16 protein-coding genes, 2 tRNA genes and 1 other RNA gene are annotated in these 19,782 nt (G+C 57.2%); 7 read left to right on the top strand and 12 right to left on the bottom strand.

What is annotated here, in order from left to right:
- Positions 1–23 precede the first annotated feature (23 nt).
- Both ACUTSW_RS06370 and exoX read left to right on the top strand, forming a co-directional pair.
- Positions 24–770, top strand: coding sequence for a carbon-nitrogen hydrolase family protein (locus ACUTSW_RS06370; protein ID WP_445583971.1), 747 nt, complete (start codon positions 24–26; stop codon positions 768–770).
- A 27-nt stretch (positions 771–797) separates the two neighbouring features.
- Positions 798–1,466, top strand: a complete 669-nt coding sequence (gene exoX, locus ACUTSW_RS06375; protein ID WP_445583972.1) for an exodeoxyribonuclease X — start codon at positions 798–800, stop codon at positions 1,464–1,466.
- A gap of 33 nt (positions 1,467–1,499) precedes the next feature.
- Here the strand turns inward: exoX and ACUTSW_RS06380 are convergent, their stop codons facing one another.
- From ACUTSW_RS06380 to ACUTSW_RS06405, 6 genes are all read right to left on the bottom strand, one after another.
- Positions 1,500–3,533, bottom strand: a complete 2,034-nt coding sequence (locus ACUTSW_RS06380) for a S9 family peptidase (RefSeq protein WP_062870505.1) — start codon at positions 3,531–3,533, stop codon at positions 1,500–1,502.
- A gap of 68 nt (positions 3,534–3,601) precedes the next feature.
- Positions 3,602–4,255, bottom strand: coding sequence for a tellurite resistance TerB family protein (locus ACUTSW_RS06385; protein ID WP_445583973.1), 654 nt, complete (start codon positions 4,253–4,255; stop codon positions 3,602–3,604).
- 168 nt (positions 4,256–4,423) lie between these two features.
- Entirely contained in the window at positions 4,424–5,002 is a 579-nt protein-coding gene (locus ACUTSW_RS06390; protein WP_062792782.1) for a TorD/DmsD family molecular chaperone, read from the bottom strand.
- A gap of 41 nt (positions 5,003–5,043) precedes the next feature.
- The gene (locus tag ACUTSW_RS06395; protein ID WP_445583974.1) at positions 5,044–5,781 is read right to left on the bottom strand and encodes a phosphatase; all 738 of its coding nucleotides are present in this window, start codon (positions 5,779–5,781) and stop codon (positions 5,044–5,046) included.
- Positions 5,782–5,862: 81 nt separating this feature from the next.
- The gene (gene ghrA, locus ACUTSW_RS06400) at positions 5,863–6,804 is read right to left on the bottom strand and encodes a glyoxylate/hydroxypyruvate reductase GhrA (protein WP_445583975.1); all 942 of its coding nucleotides are present in this window, start codon (positions 6,802–6,804) and stop codon (positions 5,863–5,865) included.
- A 130-nt stretch (positions 6,805–6,934) separates the two neighbouring features.
- Entirely contained in the window at positions 6,935–8,401 is a 1,467-nt protein-coding gene (locus ACUTSW_RS06405) for a peptide MFS transporter (protein WP_445584451.1), read from the bottom strand.
- A gap of 509 nt (positions 8,402–8,910) precedes the next feature.
- Here ACUTSW_RS06405 and ACUTSW_RS06410 point away from each other — a divergent pair.
- From ACUTSW_RS06410 to ACUTSW_RS06420, 3 genes are all read left to right on the top strand, one after another.
- Positions 8,911–9,000, top strand: a tRNA-Ser gene (locus ACUTSW_RS06410).
- A gap of 224 nt (positions 9,001–9,224) precedes the next feature.
- Positions 9,225–9,314 (top strand) — tRNA-Ser (locus ACUTSW_RS06415).
- Positions 9,315–9,360: 46 nt separating this feature from the next.
- Positions 9,361–9,481, top strand: a non-coding RNA gene (locus ACUTSW_RS06420) — RtT sRNA.
- Positions 9,482–9,705: 224 nt separating this feature from the next.
- Here the strand turns inward: ACUTSW_RS06420 and ACUTSW_RS06425 are convergent.
- Positions 9,706–10,062: a helix-turn-helix domain-containing protein gene (locus ACUTSW_RS06425; RefSeq protein ID WP_006324729.1), complete on the bottom strand. Its 357-nt coding sequence runs from the start codon at positions 10,060–10,062 to the stop codon at positions 9,706–9,708.
- A 295-nt stretch (positions 10,063–10,357) separates the two neighbouring features.
- Here ACUTSW_RS06425 and ACUTSW_RS06430 point away from each other — a divergent pair, with 295 nt between their 5' ends.
- Positions 10,358–11,560: an efflux RND transporter periplasmic adaptor subunit gene (locus tag ACUTSW_RS06430; RefSeq protein ID WP_445583976.1), complete on the top strand. Its 1,203-nt coding sequence runs from the start codon at positions 10,358–10,360 to the stop codon at positions 11,558–11,560.
- A 24-nt stretch (positions 11,561–11,584) separates the two neighbouring features.
- The gene (gene sdeB / locus ACUTSW_RS06435) at positions 11,585–14,728 is read left to right on the top strand and encodes a multidrug efflux RND transporter permease subunit SdeB (RefSeq protein WP_445583977.1); all 3,144 of its coding nucleotides are present in this window, start codon (positions 11,585–11,587) and stop codon (positions 14,726–14,728) included.
- Between the two features lie 77 nt (positions 14,729–14,805).
- On the opposite strand, the gene ACUTSW_RS06440 is transcribed toward sdeB, so the two are convergent.
- The 5 genes from ACUTSW_RS06440 to nagZ form a co-directional block, all read right to left on the bottom strand.
- Positions 14,806–15,291, bottom strand: coding sequence for an RrF2 family transcriptional regulator (locus tag ACUTSW_RS06440; protein WP_062870499.1), 486 nt, complete (start codon positions 15,289–15,291; stop codon positions 14,806–14,808).
- A gap of 289 nt (positions 15,292–15,580) precedes the next feature.
- Positions 15,581–16,117 carry a glycine zipper 2TM domain-containing protein gene (locus ACUTSW_RS06445; protein ID WP_006324726.1) on the bottom strand — a complete coding sequence of 179 codons (537 nt, stop codon included), beginning with the start codon at positions 16,115–16,117 and terminating at the stop codon, positions 15,581–15,583.
- Between the two features lie 361 nt (positions 16,118–16,478).
- Positions 16,479–17,783 (bottom strand): NAD(P)/FAD-dependent oxidoreductase, encoded by a 1,305-nt coding sequence (locus ACUTSW_RS06450; RefSeq protein ID WP_062870498.1) that lies wholly within the window; start codon positions 17,781–17,783, stop codon positions 16,479–16,481.
- A 332-nt stretch (positions 17,784–18,115) separates the two neighbouring features.
- Positions 18,116–18,658, bottom strand: coding sequence for an alpha/beta hydrolase YcfP (ycfP, locus tag ACUTSW_RS06455; protein ID WP_062870497.1), 543 nt, complete (start codon positions 18,656–18,658; stop codon positions 18,116–18,118).
- Positions 18,659–18,733: 75 nt separating this feature from the next.
- The gene (gene nagZ / locus ACUTSW_RS06460; RefSeq protein ID WP_445583978.1) at positions 18,734–19,753 is read right to left on the bottom strand and encodes a beta-N-acetylhexosaminidase; all 1,020 of its coding nucleotides are present in this window, start codon (positions 19,751–19,753) and stop codon (positions 18,734–18,736) included.
- Between the last annotated feature and the right edge of the window lie 29 nt (positions 19,754–19,782).

Raw genomic sequence — 19,782 nt, forward strand, 5'->3', positions numbered from 1 at the left:
TGAAATTGCCGGAGTGAATGCCGATGCCCCGCTTGACTATCGCCGCCGCTCAGTACCACGCCGTGGCAGCTGATATTGACCGTAATTTGGACCACCATCTGACATTTATCCGTCAGGCCGCTGAACAACATGTGCAGTTGCTGATTTTTCCTGAACTTTCGCTGACCGGTTACGAGCTCAATGCTGCCAGTCGTTTATCCCTTACGCTTGACGATCCACGTTTGCAGCCACTAGCCAATGCGGCTAAACAACAACAGATGACGCTTGTTGTCGGCGCTCCGCTCAACGATGGCACTGAGTTGTTTATAGGCGCATTCACGTTCAGCCCCGACGGCAGCCGAAATGCTTACACCAAGCAACATCTGCACGGTGCGGAAAAAGAGATATTTTGTCCCGGCAATGGCGGCCCTCTGTTGACGGTAAGCCAACGACGGATCGCCCTGGCGATTTGCGCTGACACCGCGCACCCAGAGCATGCAACCGATGCCGCAATAGCCGGTGCCGAGATCTACGCCGCCGGCGTGTTGGTTTCTCAAGCCGGTTACTCCACCGACAGCTCTAACTTGGCAAGTTATGCGCAACAACATGGCATTCTCACCTTGATGGCTAACCATGCCGGCCCTACCGGTGGCTGGATCCCTGCCGGGAGAAGCGCAATATGGGATGAAACAGGCCAACAGGTAGCCAGCGTACCAGATAGCAGCCAGGGGTTGCTGATTGCAGAAAACCGTCCCAACGGTTGGCACGGGCGCTACTGCCGGTTAAGCTAACGCTGTGTTGTTGCCCCTGAGGAAACCATGATTTTACGCGTAATAGACACTGAAACCTGCGGGCTGGACGGCGGTGTGGTGGAAGTCGCCTCCGTCGACCTGATCGACGGCCACATCGCCAATCCGATGAGCGACTTGGTCAGCCCCGATCGGCCCATCAGCATTGATGCGATGGCTATCCATCACATCACCGAACAGATGGTCGAGGGTAAGCCGCGCATCGCGGTGGCGATCGGCCGCTATCTTGGCAGCCCTTACTATGTGGCGCACAACGCAGCGTTTGATCGCGGCGTACTGCCGGAAATGCGCGGTGCCTGGATATGCACCATGAAGCTGGCGCGCACCCTTTACCCGGACATCAAATACGGCAACCAGTATCTGCGCTATGCGCTGAATCTGGAGGTGCAACTGCCGCAAGACACCACGCTGTACCCGCATCGGGCGCTGTACGATTGCTACGTCACCGCTGCGCTGCTGCAACGCATCGTCAAGGATTCAGGGTGGACGCCGGAACAAATGACGCAAATCACCGAACAGCCGGTGCTGCTGAAGAAATTCAAATTCGGCAAGTATCGCGGGCAGGAAATTGATCGCATTGCGCAGGAAGATCCCGGCTATCTGCGCTGGATGTTGAAGTCCATCGAGGATCTCAGCCCGGACATGAAGCATACATTGAAATACTATCTGATCGGCTAAAAAAGCGGGCAGCAATCGCCGCCCGCCTGCAAATTACTCCGCCAGCGCCAGAATAAAGGCGTACTCCAGCGCAATGTCCTCATAGGCTTTGAAACGCCCGGACTTGCCACCGTGGCCGGAATCCATATCGGTATACAGCAGCAACTGACGATCGTCGGTTTTCAACTCGCGCAGCTTCGCCACCCACTTGGCCGGTTCCCAGTACTGTACCTGCGAATCGTGCAGCCCGGTGGTCACCAGCATGTGCGGGTAATCTTGCGCTTTCACCTGATCGTACGGGCTGTATTGCTTGATGTAGTCGTAATACGCCGGCTCGTTCGGGTTGCCCCATTCGTCGTATTCGCCGGTGGTCAGCGGAATAGACTCATCCAGCATGGTGGTGACCACGTCGACAAAAGGCACCTGCGCCACGATGCCGTTAAACAACTGCGGCGCCTGATTGATCACCGCCCCCATCAACAGGCCGCCGGCGCTGCCGCCCATGGCGAAGACGCGTTTGGCGTCGCCATAACCCTGCGCGATCAGCGTTTCTGTCACGTCGATAAAATCGTTGAAGGTATTTTGCTTCTTGAACAGCTTGCCGTCCTCATACCACAGCTGCCCCAGCTCGCCGCCACCGCGAATGTGCGCCAGGACGAAGACAAAACCGCGATCCAGCAGGCTCAAGCGGCTGGCACTGAAGGCCGGATCCATGCTGCTGCCGTAAGAGCCGTAGCCATAAACCATCAACGGATTGCTGCCCCGGATAAAGCTATCCTGACGATAAACCAGCGAGACCGGCACCTCGACGCCATCCCGCGCTTTCACCCATACCCGTTCGCTGCGGTAATTTTCCGGCGTGAAGTTTTTCACTTCCTGCTGCTTGAGCATCACGCGCTCGCCGCTGTCGAGATTAAGCTCATACAGCGTGGTCGGGGTGGTCATCGAAGAGTAGCCGTAGCGCAGCAGTTCGGTTTCCGGCTCAGGATTGTAGGCCAGCCAGGTGGTATAGGTCGGATCGTCAAAAGCGATGCGTTTCACTTCGCCGCTCTGCCAGTGGATCTGCCGCAGTTGGGTCAGGCCTTCGCTGCGCTCCTCCACCACCAGCCAGTCACGGAACAGGCTGAAGCCTTCAAGCATCACCTCGATACGCGGAGCGATAAGCTCCTGCCACTGCGCTTCATCCGCCTGCTCGCTCTGATACAGACCGAAGTTCTTGCCGTCCTTGTTGGAGCGGATATAGAAATGCTGGTGGTAGTGATCGATGCCGTATTCATGATCCTTGCGGCGCGGCACAAACATCTGCGGCGTGCTGTCGGCGCGATCGGCGTCCAACAGCAAAATCTCCGAAGTGGTGGTGCTGCTCAGGTGAATCAGGATAAAGCGTTCGGAGGTGGTTTTTTCCAGCCCGACGTAGAAGGTGTCGTCCAGCTCTTCGTAGATCAGTTGGTCGTGCTGCGGATCTGTGCCCACCACGTGGCGATACACCTGATAGGGCAGCAGCGTTTTGGCATGTTTACGCACGTAATAAACGGTGGCGGAGTCGTTCGCCCATTCGAAACTGCCGGAGGTGTTTTCCAGCACTTCGTCGGCCCAACTGTCGTCGTTCAGATTTTTAAAGCGAATGTCATACTGCCGGCGTGACAGGAAATCCTCCGCTACCGCCAGTTTCTGGTTGTCGGGGCTGACTTCCAAACCGCCCAGAGTGTAAAACTCGCGTTTTTCGGCGCGCTGATTGCCGTCGATCAGCGTATCCCAGCGTTCACTTTCCGCCTGTGGCTGACGAACATAAATCGCGTATTCGTTGCCCGGCTCGAAACGGGTTTGATAACGGTAACCGTGCCTGACATAAGGCACCGAGTGCTCCTGCTGGGGGATACGCGCCACCATCTCTTCATACAGCGTTTCACGTAACGCCTGCTGCGGTTTCAGCATCGCATCGGTAAAGGCGTTTTCCGCCTGCAGATAGTCCAGCACTTGAGGGTCTGCCCGCTCGTCGTCGCGCAGCCAATAGTAGTCATCCACGCGCGTATCGCCGTGGATGGTGATGGGATAAGGTCGTTTTTCTGCCTTAGGGGGTGTCATCATTGCTAAATCATCCGCTTACCTTGATTAAGGCAAGAGTGACACGATTCCCCCCGGCTTGCCAAGCGGCGCTACGCCAGCTCGCATTTTTTCTCGTTGACGTCGTTTTCAATGCCCTGCTTGACGTCCGCAGGGATCTTCAACGACTGCGCCAGCGCATCGAGATAACCGCGTTCCATAAAGTGATCGACGTCGATCACCATGCAGCTCAGGTAATACACCTCAAGCGCCTCATCTTCGTTTTTCACGCTCTGGGCGATCAGATCCGGGTTTAACGGCTGGTCGATCGCCTCCTGTACCCATTTTTGCGCTTCCTCACCCACCTGCAGCTGTTCCAGGCTGTGGTCGATGGCGCGCTTTTCTTCCGCATCGATATGGCCGTCGCTCTTGGCGGCAAACACCAGCGCCTGCACCAACCGTTTGGCGCGCAGATCCACCGGTGTAGTTTGCAAGCCAAACTGCGGTTCGTCCTGATGGGTTTCTTTCACCCGCTGCTTGTATTTATTCCACAACACCGCGCCAACGGCCGCGCTGCCGCCGATAATCAAGGCATTTTTACCGAACTTGCCCACCAGCTTGCGCGAAGATTTGTTCGCCAGCAAAACGCCCACCAGGCCCCCCAACGCGGTCGGGGCCAGCAGTTTGCCAATGCCTTCTGCCCCACCGATGGAACCGGCCTTTTGCCCAATCATCGATTGAATCTGCTGCATCCAGTTATTTTTCATGCTCTACCCTTTGCGTGAGGAAACGAGGCGCGCAGGCACGGAAAAGCCAACCGCCGATGAACCGTCAGATTAGGGGATTTTTTGTCAACTTACGTATGGGGGATGAAAACCTGTGTTTAGCGCAGAGAAAACGATAACGGGCCACGCAGGCCCGTCATTTTTAGTGCTTCAGCCTTCTTCGCCCGGCTGTTCTTCGTCCTGCTCATATTCCGCCAGTTCGTCACGCATCGCCTGAATCGACTCACGGGCCAGCAGCGCCAGCGTACGGTAAAAACCGGTGGTGGCGTGTGCCTCCACTTTACCGAGAAAACGGCCGCACCAAGGCAGCAAATACTCGTCAAACAGGGTGATTTGCGCCTGCACTTCGTCTTCCTGCGATTGATCTTCCAGCCAGGAGGCGGCCAGCAGCAGAGAGCCGAAGTGATCGGCCGGCGCTTCGCCAAGCGGCATGCCGCGTTGCTGCAGGAAAGTGCGAACTTCCGCCTCCGTTGCCCCTTCCACATAAGCGGAACGGAACGGCGACACGCTGCATTCGCTGCCGACAAACATCGCGTTGAAATCGGCGGAAAGCAGGTTCACATCGCATCCCTGCTGCAAGCGCGTCAGCAGTTCGTCCTGCTCCAGCGGCCAGTGTTGCTGCAGCTTGCCCTCTTTAATCAGCGTGAACAGCGGCACCAACAACGGATCTTGCGGCTGACGGTAAAACAGCGTACCCAGCACGCGGCAAACAACGGAAAATTCATTCATGATAATGCCTTATACAATACGGAAAATTTGCCGGGACGATGTCACAAATCGGCCAATTCCGCAATCGCCGGCTTGCCGCGCCGCTCGAGAAAGTCCAGCAGGCGCCGTGGGCTGACGTTGAGGATCCGTTCCTGCGGAAATTCCACTTCAGCGATGATGCGTTCACAGTGCTCGAAGCCGCCGAGTGAGAAAGCGATATGTGAATCCGACCCCAGCGCCAGCCAACCGCCTGCATCACGCACCGCAGCGGCAATCGCCCGGCAATTGTCCTCGCTGCCCTTGCGTGAATGGGTGAATGACGAGTTATTCAGCTCCAGCGCCACTTCATACTTTGCGGCCGCTGCGGCGACCGCCGCGATGTCGATCGGATACCTTGGGTTGCCGGGATGGCTGATAATGTGCACATCCCCTTGCGCCATCGCGGCGATCATCGCTTCGGTATTGGCCGCCTTGTCCTGCGGCGCAAACACCGGCTCGTGGAAGCCGGCGATAATCACGTCGATCGCGTTCAACATCGGCCCCGTGCAGTCGATATCGCCCTGCAGGTTTTTGATGTTGGCTTCGATGCCGCGCAGAATACCCACACCGTCTACCAGGCGCGGCCAGACGTGCATGTTCATAAAGTGCCAGTAATGCGGCGCATCGGCCATATCCGGGCCGTGATCGGTGATGGCGAACAGTTTGATGCCCTTTTGCTGGGCTTCGACGATGTAATCATGCAGCGTACTGTAGGCGTGGGTACTGGCAACGGTGTGCATATGCAAATCAACAGGGTACATTATTTCTCCTTCTGGCGGCCTGCCAAAGGGACGGCGGCAGGCCGGGTTTCTTATTAGCTTAGCAGGTGAGTCACCGAAAGGTCAGTAACCAAGTTGCACATCCACCACCCCTGCCGGCGTTTGCCCGGCCTCTAAAATGCGGATGTTGGCGGCTATCTGGTCCATCGCCTGTTCCGGCAAGGTGATGGCAGCAATATGCGGGGTAATGGTGACACGCGGATGACGCCAGAACGGGTGTGCCTGCGGCAGCGGCTCGTTGACGAACACATCCAAGGTGGCGGCGGCAATCTGCCCCTGCTCCAGCGCCTGCAAGAGATCGTCCTCAACCAGATGCGCGCCGCGGGCGATGTTGATCAGATAAGCTCCCGGCACCAAATGCGCGAACAGGTGGCGATTGAGGATACCGGCGGTTTCCGGCGTGTTGGGCAGCAAGTTGATCAGCAATCGAGTGCCCTCGAGAAACGCAGTGCGCTGCTCTGCGCCGGCAAAACTCTCAACGCCATCGATCTGCTTCGGGCTGCGACTCCAGCAACGTACGTTAAAACCTAACTCCACCAACTTTTGCGCCACGCTTTTCCCCAGAACACCTGCCCCGAGGATGCCAATGATGAAATTATCCTGTTGGTGGGGATCGAGCGGCTGCCATTTTTGCTGCTGTTGCAGCAAGTGATACTCGTCGAAACGACGAAAGTAACGTAGCACGTAGCTCAACGCATATTCCTGCATCTGCTGCGCCATGCCGGTGTCCTCCAGGCGCAGCAGCGGGACACCCGCCGGCAGCGTGCCGGGATGTTGGCGCTCTTGCTCGAGAATGGCATCGACGCCCGCTCCCAGGGCGAACACCCCTTTCAGTTGCCGGCGGTTAGCCAGCATCTCATGCGGCGGACGCCACGCCAGCGCATAATCCGCCGGGCGATCGTCGCCGGGTTGCCATTCGCGAACGTTGGCCTGCGGCAGACGCTGTTTGATGCCTGCCAACCAATCCTGGGCGTTAAATAAGGGGTGGTAATAAATGATGTTCATCGGTCAGACTCCGTCTGTTTTTTATGCATTTTCATCCAGATTTCCGCGATTCGCCGACAGATGCAAGCGTTAAAGCCAAAAACGCAAACAGCCCCGACCAGTGGGGCTGTTTTTTTATCCTGCAGAGATCTCAGGCGGCTACGGGGGCATCGTGCCTTATCAACCGGCGCAACAGCGGGATCAGGATCAACATCACCACGCCAACGCCCGCCGCCCCCCAGCCAAGCGCACTGAATATTTCGCTGTAGCCGGGGTTGGTCAGCGCCGGAGTGCTGCCGCTGTTTTCCGGCATCAGGCCGGAGACATAGCCCGCCAACACCGAAGCGACACCGGTGACCATCATCCAGCAGCCCATCATGACGCCCTGATAACGCGGTGGCGCCAGCTTGCCGATCATCGCGTAGCCGATCGGGGAGATCATCAGTTCGCCAATGCTTTGCAGTATGTAGCTGATTGCGATCCATTTAAACGCCACCAGCCCGTCGCCGCCGGCCAGGCTGATGCCCAACGGTAACACCAGCATACCCAACCCGATGCAAAACAACGAGCCGGAGAATTGCAACGGGATATCGATATTGCAGCCACGGGCTCGCAAGCGGTTAAACCACCAGGCCATCAGCGGCCCACCCACGACGATCACCAACGTGTTGATATTCTGGATCCACTGCGGAGCGACCTGAATACCGTAGACGTTCAGGTTGATATTGTGCTCGGAGAACAGCATCAGCCCCATAGGCGCCAACTGGTACAGCGCCCAGAATACCAATGAGCCCAGCGCCAGAATCAGATAGGCCACCATGCGACGGCGCTCTGTGCGCGGGTGGTGACGCAGTGTGACCACGCACAGCATCAGGAAAATCAGTACGCCGAGGCCAATCACAAAGTGGCCGCTGAATTCCGCATGGGTCAGCATCACCCGGATAATGGGCACCAGCACCACCAATACTGCCAGCCCGACCAGCATACGCCAGCGGTATTGCGCGCGGCTGGCGTCATGCAACGGCGTGTTGAGATCGGCCAGAATGCGCCAACGGCTGACGGCAACGATAATCGCCGCCGCATTGCCCAGCGTGGCGAACAGGAACAGCGCACGATAATTTTCGCTCAACTGGAAATAGCCGGCCACGGTAAAACCAACGAAGAAGCCGAGGTTCATCCCGGCGTAGTTCCACAAAAACGCCGATTCGCGCCGATCGTCATCCGGCTTGAAACGCTGGGTAAGCATCATATTGATGCAGGTGACGTTCAGCCCGCTGCCGGTCAGGAACATCGCCAGCCCCCAGTACAGGCCCCAAACGCCCGCCACGGCAATCAGCGCGCAGCCGATCACCTGCAGCACCATACCCAGTACGAACAGGTTGCGGTTACTCAGAAAGCGCCCGCCCAGGTAGCCGCCGAACATATGCAGCCCATAGTTGAAGGCGCCGAACACGCCCATCATGGCGTTTGCGCTGCCTTCGCTGAAGCCCAGGCGTTTGGTGGCGTAGAGCACCAGCGTGGAGTACAGCACGGCAAAACCCAACGTGGCGAAGATTTGGATAAAAAACAGTGCCCCGGCGCCCGGGGGGATGGCGTGACGCTGATGCGCCGCCGGCATGGAGTCCGATGGAGTCAAAATGAACCTCTGCTGCATGATGCCCGTCGTATTTCAAGCCGCAGCGCCGCTGGCTGCCCGTTGAAATTCGTCGAGTCCGTTATTTTAATTGATCAGTCCCTGTCTGCGTTATCGCCGGCGTACGGCCCGGCAACCTGCGCGGCGGTGTGATATTCCTTGCCAAATCCTCCGCGTCAGCAGCGATCTATTTAGCGACACATATGACTAATAATCCAGTATTAATGCATATAACAGCACAGCCAAAGACTTCTCTGCTGGTATATTGAGCTGTTGTATACCAATACACTCAAACATTAGTCTGTGAGATAATTTAGCATCGTTACTATCCCTCGGGTACGCATTGGGCAGCGGTTTATCGCTCGGGAAATCAGCAAATTGCTGCAACTTTAGCTAAACAGTCATTGTTATGTCACAAGAGGGTTGACGCTGGGATCAGATTCTCCTACATTAGCGCCCGTCGACAGCGCAATGCGTTAGCGATGCTACAAAACGGTGAGGTGTCTGAGTGGCTGAAGGAGCACGCCTGGAAAGTGTGTATACGCGTAAGTGTATCGAGGGTTCGAACCCCTCTCTCACCGCCATATTCTGAAGAGAAAGCCTGGATTCGCGTCCAGGCTTTTTTGTTGTCTGCAAGACAGGGAAAACGCCAGCAGGCCTAAGGATCCACAGGGTTCGCCGCAGTTTTCGACAAACTGAGCAGCACGTGAGCGGACGCGCCGAAACGCAGAAATTCTGCTTGACCGGCTCGCCCCCACTCCCTATAGTAGCGCCCCGTTGCACCAGAGAGTACGCAACGAAAAAATACGGTGAGGTGTCTGAGTGGCTGAAGGAGCACGCCTGGAAAGTGTGTATACGCGTAAGTGTATCGAGGGTTCGAACCCCTCCCTCACCGCCATATTTTAAAGAGAAAGCCTGGATTTGCGTCCAGGCTTTTTTGCTTTATAAATCCCCCACCGGGAGGGGTGAAAAGCCTCGACAGGGTTTGACAAAACGCATGCGTTTTGGACCGCCAAAGGCGGCCCGTAGGGTGAGCGCAGCGAATCAAGCCCTCCCTCACCGCCATCTTTTAAAGAGAAAGCCTGGATTTGCGTCCAGGCTTTTTTGCTTTATAAATCCTCCCACCAGGAGGGGTGAAAAGCCTCGACAGGGTTTGACAAAACGCATGCGTTTTGGACCGACAAAGGCGGCCCGCAGGGTGAGCGCAGCGAATCAAGCCCTCCCTCACCGCCATCTTTTAAAGAAAAAGCCTGAACGCAAGTTCAGGCTTTTTGTGTCTGCAATCCGCCTCAGTGTGCGCGACTGGCGGCGATATGCGGCTGCATCACGGCGCGGCGCCAGTCGCCCGGAGTCTGGCCGAATTGGCGTTTAAAACTGCGATTGAAGGATTGCTGCGAGTCAAAGCCGAGTGATATCGCCACGCTGACGATAGGCTCGCCGCTGTTGGCCAGGCGCTCTGCGGAAACTTTCAGTTTCTGCATGCGGATATACTCCCCCAACGCGTAGCCGGTCTGGCGTTTGAACATGCGCTGCAGGTGCCATTTGGAATACCCCGCGCGGTCCGCCACGGTGTTGATATCCAGCTTCTCTTCCAGATTGTTGTCAATCCACTCAATCAAATCGGTAATAAAACCCGTGCTGTTCATGCTGACGCTCCCATGACATTGGCAGGTAAATCCGCTGCCCGATGTCACTACGTTGCAGCAGTTTCGCATTAAATGCAATTTTTATTATTGCATTTATTCAACAGGCGCTTCTATAATCCATCCGGTTAATGTAACCGATATTAATACATTAATGTGACAACAATGTGTTTCAAAAAACTAACGTTGTGCCGATGAACGACGCAACCGCTCTGCCGCCGGTCACAGGCCAGGGACGTTACCCGGATAACAGGGCCGGGTGTATGGCCTGACCGCGCTCACCCATGGAATAAAAATAATGCCAAGCCAGCCAAACTCATTGTTTAACGCTCACAGCATCGGTTTCAGCGCGCGCCTTTCAGCGGTAGCGCTGCTGGTCGCCCTGCTGGCAGGGTGCGACAACAGCGTCGCTCAAAATGCGGCTCCCCCGCCACCGGCCGTCAGCGCTGCTAACGTGGTGATAAAACCCATCAGCCAGTGGGATGCCTTTAACGGCCGGATCGAAGCGGTGCAAAGCGTTCAGCTACGCCCGCGGGTTTCCGGCTATATCGATAAGGTGAATTACACCGAAGGCGATGAGGTGAAAAAAGGCCAGGTGCTGTTCACCATCGACGATCGCACCTACCGCGCCGCCCGCGAACAGGCGCAAGCCGAGCTGGTGCGGGCTCGTAATCAGGCGGCATTGGCCCGCAGTGAATCCAGTCGTACCGAAAAACTGATCGGCACCCAGGCGATCTCGACCGAGGTATGGGAACAGCGCCGCTCCTCCGCCGCACAGGCGCAGAGCAACGTGCTGGCGGCTCAGGCCCAGCTCGATATCGCACAGCTGAATCTCGATTTTACCCGAGTAACCGCCCCGATCGACGGGCGCGCCAGCCGTGCCATGATCACCGCAGGTAACCTGGTCACCACCGGGGACAGCGCCAGCGTGCTCACTACGCTGGTGTCGCTCGATAAAGTTTATGTTTATTTCGACGTCGATGAAGCCACTTTCCTGCGTTACCAGAACATGGCACGCGATGGCCAACGCAGCCAGGATCCGCAGGCGAAGTTACCGGTCAAGGTCGGCCTGGTGGGTGAAGACGGCTACCCGCATCAGGGCGTTGTCGATTTCACCGATAACCAGTTGAATGCCGGCACCGGCACCATTCGCATGCGCGCCCAGCTCGAAAACCACGAGCGCCGCTTCACTCCTGGGCTGTTTGCACGTGTGCAGATGCCCGGCAGCGCCGAGTTCAACGCCACGCTGATCGACGATAAATCGGTGATGACCGATCAGGACCGCAAATTCGTTTATGTCGTCGACAAGGACGGCAAGGCGCAGCGGCGCGATATCGAAGTGGGCCGCGTGGCAGATGGATTGCGCATCGTGCAGAAAGGCCTGTCGGCGGGCGATCGGGTGATCGTCGACGGCATGCAGAAAGTGTTTATGTCAGGGATGCCGGTCAATGCGAAAACCGTCGTGATGGCAGCCAACGCTCCCGTTTCCGCAGTCAACTAAGCCACCAGCAGAGAACCCTGACCCATGGATTTTTCCCGCTTTTTCATCGACCGGCCGATTTTTGCCGCGGTGCTGTCGATCCTGATTTTCGTCGGTGGCGTTATTGCGATCCCGCTATTGCCGATCAGCGAATACCCCGACGTGGTGCCCCCAAGCGTGCAAGTGCGCGCCCAATACCCAGGCGCCAACCCGAAAGAGATTGCCGAAACGGTGGCTACGCCGCTGGAAGAGGCAATCAACGGCGTCGAACACATGATGTACATGAAATCGGTGGCCGGTTCTGACGGCGTGCTGGTAACCACCGTGACCTTCCGCCCGGGAACCGATCCCGACCAGGCGCAGGTGCAGGTGCAAAACCGCGTGGCACAAGCCGAGGCGCGCCTGCCTGAAGACGTGCGCCGCCAAGGGGTAACCACGCAGAAGCAGTCCCCGGCCCTGACGCTGGTGGTGCATCTGGTTTCCCCTTCCGGTAAATACGATTCACTGTATCTGCGTAACTACGCCACTCTGAAGGTCAAAGATGAGTTGGCCCGTCTGCCGGGCGTCGGCCAGGTGCAGATTTTCGGCGCCGGTGAATACGCCATGCGCGTCTGGCTGGATCCGAATAAGGTCGCCTCGCGCGGGCTGACCGCTTCTGACGTGGTCACCGCCATGCAGGAGCAGAACGTGCAGGTTTCCGCCGGCCAACTGGGTGCAGAGCCGATGCCGAACCGCAGCGATTATCTGCTTTCCATTAACGCCCAGGGCCGCCTGCAAACCGAGGAAGAGTTCGGCAATATTATCCTCAAGAGCGGCGACAACGGCGAGATAGTGCGCCTGCGCGACGTGGCGCGCATTGAAATGGGGTCCGGCAGCTATGCGTTGCGCGCCCAACTCAATAATAAGGATGCCGTCGGGATCGGTATTTTCCAGGCGCCTGGCGCTAACGCCATCGAGCTGTCCGATGCGGTACGGGCCAAAATGGCCGAACTGTCGACCCGCTTCCCGGATGGCATGAGCTGGAAATCGCCGTACGACCCAACGGTGTTCGTCCGCGATTCGATCCGCGCGGTGGTAGATACCCTGCTCGAAGCGGTGCTGCTGGTGGTGCTGGTGGTGATCCTGTTCCTGCAAACCTGGCGCGCCTCGATCATCCCGCTGCTGGCGGTGCCTATTTCCATCGTCGGTACCTTCGCCGCGCTGTACCTGCTGGGCTTCTCGCTCAATACGCTCAGCCTGTTCGGGCTGGTGCTGGCGATCGGTATCGTAGTCGATGACGCCATCGTGGTGGTGGAAAACGTCGAACGTAATATCGAGGAAGGTTTATCGCCGCTGGCGGCGGCGCACCAGGCGATGCGCGAAGTGTCCGGGCCGATCATCGCCATCGCGGTGGTACTGTGCGCGGTGTTCGTGCCGATGGCATTTTTGTCCGGCGTAACCGGCCAGTTTTATAAGCAGTTCGCCGTCACCATCGCCATTTCGACCGTGATTTCGGCCATCAACTCGCTGACCCTGTCGCCGGCGCTGGCGGCATTGCTGCTGAAACCGCACGGCGCACCGAAGGACATGCCATCGCGCCTGATCGACCGGCTGTTCGGTTGGCTGTTCCGTCCGTTCAACCGCTTCTTTGCCAGCAGCTCACAGCGCTATCAGCGCGGGGTTTCCCGTGCGCTCGGCAAACGCGGCGCGGTGTTCGTGGTGTACGTGCTGTTGTTGTGCGCCGCGGGCGTAATGTTTAAAACCGTGCCTGGCGGATTTATCCCGACGCAGGATAAGCTTTATCTGATTGGCGGGGTGAAAATGCCGGAGGGTGCGTCACTGGAGCGTACCGATGCGGTGATCCGTAAAATGAGCGCCATCGGTCTGAGCGTCGACGGGGTGACGGACGCGGTAGCCTTCCCGGGGCTGAATGCATTGCAATTTACCAATACGCCCAATACCGGCACCGTGTTCTTCGCGCTTGAATCTTTAAGCACCCGCACTCGCAGCGCGGCGCAGATCAACGCCGAGATCAATGCGCGCATCTCGCAGATTCAGGAAGGGTTCGCCTTCTCGATCATGCCGCCGCCAATCCTCGGTATCGGACAGGGTTCCGGTTATTCGCTGTATGTCCAGGATCGCGCCGGTCTCGGATATGGCGCGCTGCAAACCGCGATCAATACCCTGTCGGGCAGCATCATGCAAACGCCGGGCATGAGTTTCCCGATCTCGTCTTATCAGGCCAACGTGCCGCAGTTGGAAGCGAAAATCGACCGCGACAAGGCCAAGGCGCAGGGTGTGCCGCTCAACGCGCTATTCGGCACGCTGCAGACTTATTTGGGTTCGTCTTACATCAATGACTTCAACCGCTATGGCCGCACCTGGCAAGTCATCGCGCAGGCCGACGGTCAATTCCGCGACAGCGTGGAGGATATCGCCAACCTGCGCACCCGCAACGATAAGGGTGAAATGGTGCCGATTGGCAGCATGGTCAACATCAGTACCACCTACGGGCCAGACCCGGTGATCCGTTATAACGGCTTCCCGGCGGCGGACCTGATTGGCGATGCCGATCCGCGCATCCTGTCGTCTACGCAGGCCATGAGCGAACTGACGACGATGGCCGCCAAACTGTTGCCGAACGGCATGAACATCCAGTGGACCGATCTGAGCTACCAACAGTCGACCCAAGGCAATGCGGCGATTATCGTATTCCCGGTGGCGGTACTGCTGGCGTTCCTGGCGTTGGCCGCGCTGTACGAAAGCTGGACGCTGCCGCTGGCGGTGATCCTTATTGTGCCGATGACCATGCTGTCGGCGCTGTTCGGCGTCTGGCTGACCGGCGGTGACAACAATGTGTTCGTGCAGGTGGGGCTGGTGGTGTTGATGGGGCTGGCCTGCAAGAACGCCATTTTGATCGTCGAGTTCGCCCGCGAGCTTGAATTGCAGGGCAAAGGCATTATGGAAGCGGCGCTGGAAGCCTGCCGCCTGCGGTTACGACCGATCGTAATGACCTCCATCGCCTTTATTGCCGGTACCATCCCGTTGATTCTGGGCCACGGCGCCGGTGCCGAAGTGCGTGGAGTGACCGGTATCACGGTGTTTGCCGGCATGCTGGGCGTGACGTTGTTCGGGTTATTCCTGACGCCGGTGTTCTACGTTACCCTGCGCCGTATGGTGACGCGTAAAACACAGCAGCAAGCAGCATAAAAGTTCGCCTGCCGCAACGGCAGGCATAAAAAAGGTCGGGCTCAGCCCGACCTTTTTCTTTGCATCAACACCGCAGATTATTTATCCGCAGCCTCCGCGAGTTTCGCCGTTTCCGCCACGTATTCCGCGCAGCTACGCTTATCGCCACGCTCCAGCTCGGCCAACGCATCCGCAACCGTATGGCGCTCCAGCACCGCCAGCGATGCCTCTTCCGCCTCATTCACTACCGACTTGAAATACCAGCAGGCATTGGCGCTGACCAGACAACGTGCAGGCCCTTCCGGCCGCGCAGCCCAGATGCGTTTATCGTCAATGACGGACAAATAGATCTCCCGCAGGGTGATCTCTTCCACAGGGCGGCCAAGGTGAATCGAGCCGTTACGGCCCAAAGTGGAAACGATAATGCCATTTTTGGTCAAGGGCACCATCAGCTTGCGGATGAAACTGGGGTTGGCTTCCAAACCGGCGGCAAGGATCGCGCTGGTCGAACGCAAGCCCTGCTTTTCAGCCAAGGCTACGCTAAGTACCATTTGCAATGCTGTCGGAAAGCGGAAATCTAGCATGTCTTTATCTCTGTCTCCAGGAGACCAAAATCTCAGGCTTGGCCGGTGCGGCATCGCGCCATAACACCCGCTCAATTGCACAATAATATAACAAATATTGCCGCATTATTGAAGTTATGCCCTGGGAAATCGCACGGATACATTAGCGTAAAAGATGCCGTTGATGCCGGCTCGACGTAAAGCGGCGGCGGAATAAAGCAGAAACCCGCGTCAATATTAATGCCGCTCGCTTAACTGCGTTAAACGATCAGAACTAACACTGTCCGCGGGTTTAATTCTTAAACTGTGATCAGGCTTTGTTCAGCACCAGTTGGCCGCTTTTATCCAGCGGGATCTGGGTGCCGGGATCGTGATCCATACGGATCTTGCCCTGCTGATTGCCAATCTTGTAGGTCACATCGTAACCCAGCATTTTCTGTGATTTGTCGTAAACCGTTTTGCAACGCTGTTGTGTGCTGGTGGTGGTATCGTTACTTTGCATTGCCCCCTGCACCTGGTTACCGGCATAACCGCCACCCAGCGCGCCAACCACTGTCGCAACGTCACGACCGCGACCGCCGCCGAACTGATGGCCAATCACGCCACCGGCTACCGCACCCAACACGGAACCGGCAATGCGGTTTTCATCCTGCACGGGCGCACGGTGAGTGACGGTCACATTGCGACATTCCTGACGCGGGGTTTTGATGGTTTCTTTGATCGGCGTTGCGGCGAGCACCTGCGCAAATTGCGGACCGGAAGAAAACACATCCATGCTTGCCACCGCGGCAATACCCAGAGCGGCTGCAACGCCAATCCCAACACCGGCTAACATTGACTTGTTCACAGGAAATCCTCCTGAAAGTGTTACCACGCATTTGTACCGGGAACGCTACCGACATTGCGCCGCGCTTATTATTTTGCGCATGGGCGGCACGTGGTATCCCGGTTTACGGCGTGCGCGACGCGCCGTCTGTAAACGAGGTAAAGTCTGCACAATGTTCCAGATCCCCGCAATAAGACAATGTGACCAAAGATGCTGGAAACCCCGCTTCTCACCGGTGTTTAGGAGGAATCTTAAGAATTTTACCCATGCCGACGAAATTTCGTGCTGGCCATTAACCCCGCAACCACCGATGCTGCCTGCGCGCCGGCATAAAAAAACCCACGCGGGCGAACCGGCGTGGGCGAGTCGATAACTGCGGCTGTCAGTGCATTTTCAAACGCGGGCGGATCACCCGGTTGATGCCGCCAACCAGCATCATCAGGCCGGTTTTGATGTAGCCATGCAGTGCGACCTGATGCATGCGGTACAGCGAGATATAGACGAAGCGCGCGATACGCCCTTCAACCATCATCGAACCGCGCATCAGGTTACCCATCAGGCTACCTACGGTGCTGAAGCGGGACAGAGAGACCAGAGAACCGTGGTCCTTATACACATACGGCTTCAGCGCTTGGCCGCTCATCAACGCCAGAATGTTGGTGAAGCAGCGTGACGCCATCTGGTGCGCCGATTGGGCGCGTGGCGGCACAAAACCGCCGCCTTCTTTCGGGCAGGAGGCGCAGTCGCCGATGGCGAAAATGTTCGGATCGCGAGTGGTCTGCAGCGTCGGCTCCACCACCAGCTGATTAATGCGGTTGGTTTCCAGCCCGGCGATGTCCTTCATAAAGTCCGGCGCCTTGATGCCGGCCGCCCATACCATCAGATCGGCATCGATAAATTCGCCGCCCTTGGTATTCAGGCCATTGGCATCCGCACTGGTGACCATGGTGTTGGTCAGTACGCGCACGCCCAGTTTGTTCAATTCCTGGTGCGCAGCGGCGGAAATGCGCGGCGGCAACGCAGGCAGAATGCGCTCACCCGCTTCGACCAGAGTCACGTTCAACGCGCTGTTGTCCAGGCCTTCGAAACCATAGCTGTGCAGCTGTTTCACCGCATTGTGCAGCTCGGCGGACAGTTCCACGCCGGTGGCGCCGCCGCCGACGATGGCGATGTTCACCCGCTCTTTCTGCCCCGGTTGCGCCGAGAATTTCAGGAACAGGTTCAGCATTTCATTGTGGAAACGGCGTGCCTGATGCGGGTTATCCAGGAAGATGCAGTGATCTTTTACGCCTGCGGTGCCGAAATCGTTCGAGGTACTGCCCAGCGCCATGACCAGAATGTCATAAGGCAACTCGCGCTCTGGCACCAGTTCTTCACCCTGCTCGTCGCAGATTTGCGCCAGCTGCAGCGTTTGCGTTTCACGGTTAATGTTGGTCAGCGATCCCAGTTGGAAGCTGAAATTGTGATTACGTGCATGCGCCAGGTAGCTCAGCGCGTCCACGCCGTCATCAAGGGAACCGGTTGCTACTTCATGCAGCAACGGTTTCCACAGATGGCTGTGGTTACGGTCCACCAGCGTGATCTCGGCTTTGTGCTTGCGGCCGAGTTTATGGCCCAGACTGGTCGCCAGTTCCAGGCCACCGGCGCCACCGCCGACAATAACGATTTTTTTCTTTGGCGTTGTCAAAATAACCCCCTAAATGTGAACCAATTGTTATCCAAGGGTAAATAAATAATATCCTTAGAATACATAGGGTTCGCGTAAAATAAACCTGCTATCTAAAGCCAGAATAGCATGTGAGGTTATTTGGTCATACCAAAATTGATGTGCATCAAACTTTTTTGGTTAAAGGCTGGACGAGGGGAATTTTTGAGGATTGTGATTCAAATAGTTAGCGTTGCGTCACAGTTTTAAATTTTGCCGCCGGGCGGGCAAAACGGGGCTTTTTTGACAAAAAATGCCGCAACTCTTGCCGGTAAAAAGCAATCGTTGCGGCGGCGTCAGGCGTTATGAAACTGTTAAAGCAGGCTCTTGAACGCCTTGATGCGTTGCAGGTGCGGCGAGATATTTTTGAACTTGTGGGTCTGTTGCTCATCCCAGACGATTTCGTAGTACTTGTGCAACAGTTCTGCACTGCGCTTGCTGTCCAGCACCTCATCCTGACGGGAAAGCACGACCAGGCAGCGATCGCGGTTTTTCTCGCGGAAATCCTCGACGCACTTGGTGGCGATATCGCGGTACTCTTCCGGCCGGTCGATTTTGCCGTGCATATGTTCTTCAGGATACAGATTAGGGTTAAAGATCGCCTGCCGGATGCCGCACAGGAAACCGATGCGTTCGGCCCAGAAACCGCCCAGTCCCACCCCGCAGATCAGCGGATGCTTATCCCCTTCCTGCTGAACCGCCTTGTCCACCTCTTTCAACAGATGCTGCATATCATGGCGTGGGTGCAAGGTGCTGTAGCTGATAAAACGCACGTCCGGATCAATGAACTGCAGTTGTAAAACCTTTTCATGATTGCCGGGACTGGTGGAATCGAAGCCATGCAAATAGATAATCATGTGGATCCTCGCAACAAGCCGAGGGCCGCGCCGCAGCCCTCATCATTTACTACGCCGCATTACGACGCCCTGGGTTCACCCGGCACTCTGCTGCTTATGCTCTTCCCAGCGTTCGCTGAGCGCACTCAGCTCTTTGTGCGCCTGCTGCCAGCGCACAGAATCACGCAATTCCTGACGGGTGAACTGACCGCGATGATATAACTGCTTCACCCGGTCTGCTTTGACCGGGGACAGGTTATCCAGCACGCTGACCGCACCCTGGCGGTTATTGCACACCAGGATCATGTCACAGCCGGCATCCAGCGACGCCTGGCCGCGCTCAGCGTAACTGCCCATGATGGCAGCCCCTTCCATCGACAGATCGTCGGAGAAAATAACGCCGTCAAAGCCCAGCTCCTGGCGCAGGATTTGTTGCAGCCAGTACGGCGAACCGCTGGCCGGACGCGGGTCCGCTTCAGTATAGATGACGTGCGCCGGCATCACGGCGTCCAGCAACTGACGGTTGATCAATTCACGGAAGATCGCCATATCATGCTCACGGATCTGCGCCAGTGGGCGTGGATCGCGCGGGGTTTCTTTATGTGAATCTGCACTGACGGCGCCATGGCCGGGGAAATGCTTGCCGGTGGTTTTCATCCCGGCGCTGTGCATACCCAGGATAAAACGTTCGGCCATCGCCAACGCCTGTTGCGGATCGCTGTGGAACGAGCGTTCGCCAATCGCCGCGCTGACGTGACCGATATCCAGCACCGGCGCGAAGCTGATGTCGATATCCTGCGCGATCATTTCCGCCGCCATCAGCCAGCCGGCCTCCTGCGCCAGACGCCCAGCCTCATGGGCTTCGTTCAATGCGGCGAACGACTGCGCCGCCGGCAGGCGGGTGAACCCTTCGCGGAAACGCTGGACGCGCCCACCTTCCTGATCCACCGCCACCACCAGCCGATCGTGGGAAGCCTCGCGGATTTGGCGCACCAGTTCACGCAACTGCTGCGCATCATGGAAGTTGCGGGTGAACAGGATAAGTCCGCCGACCAGCGGGTGTTTTAAAATCTCACGTTCTTCGGCATCCAGCTCATAGCTGGCGACATCTAACATTACTGGGCCCACGGCCACCTCACTTCATT

The sequence above is a fragment of the Serratia sp. TSA_198.1 genome (assembly GCF_052686505.1).

Excerpts from the sequence above, each read along its gene's own strand:
- ycfP (WP_062870497.1), bottom strand. The coding sequence starts at position 18,658 with ATGATTATCTATTTGCATGGCTTCGATTCCACCAGTCCCGGCAATCAT.
- ACUTSW_RS06385 (WP_445583973.1), bottom strand. The coding sequence starts at position 4,255 with ATGAAAAATAACTGGATGCAGCAGATTCAATCGATGATTGGGCAAAAG.
- ACUTSW_RS06380 (WP_062870505.1), bottom strand. The coding sequence starts at position 3,533 with ATGATGACACCCCCTAAGGCAGAAAAACGACCTTATCCCATCACCATC.
- sdeB (WP_445583977.1), top strand. The coding sequence starts at position 11,585 with ATGGATTTTTCCCGCTTTTTCATCGACCGGCCGATTTTTGCCGCGGTG.
- ghrA (WP_445583975.1), bottom strand. The coding sequence starts at position 6,804 with ATGAACATCATTTATTACCACCCCTTATTTAACGCCCAGGATTGGTTG.
- ACUTSW_RS06390 (WP_062792782.1), bottom strand. The coding sequence starts at position 5,002 with ATGAATGAATTTTCCGTTGTTTGCCGCGTGCTGGGTACGCTGTTTTAC.
- ACUTSW_RS06405 (WP_445584451.1), bottom strand. The coding sequence starts at position 8,401 with ATGCCGGCGGCGCATCAGCGTCACGCCATCCCCCCGGGCGCCGGGGCA.
- ACUTSW_RS06425 (WP_006324729.1), bottom strand. The coding sequence starts at position 10,062 with ATGAACAGCACGGGTTTTATTACCGATTTGATTGAGTGGATTGACAAC.
- ACUTSW_RS06370 (WP_445583971.1), top strand. The coding sequence starts at position 24 with ATGCCCCGCTTGACTATCGCCGCCGCTCAGTACCACGCCGTGGCAGCT.
- exoX (WP_445583972.1), top strand. The coding sequence starts at position 798 with ATGATTTTACGCGTAATAGACACTGAAACCTGCGGGCTGGACGGCGGT.
- ACUTSW_RS06430 (WP_445583976.1), top strand. The coding sequence starts at position 10,358 with ATGCCAAGCCAGCCAAACTCATTGTTTAACGCTCACAGCATCGGTTTC.
- ACUTSW_RS06395 (WP_445583974.1), bottom strand. The coding sequence starts at position 5,781 with ATGTACCCTGTTGATTTGCATATGCACACCGTTGCCAGTACCCACGCC.
- ACUTSW_RS06440 (WP_062870499.1), bottom strand. The coding sequence starts at position 15,291 with ATGCTAGATTTCCGCTTTCCGACAGCATTGCAAATGGTACTTAGCGTA.
- nagZ (WP_445583978.1), bottom strand. The coding sequence starts at position 19,753 with ATGTTAGATGTCGCCAGCTATGAGCTGGATGCCGAAGAACGTGAGATT.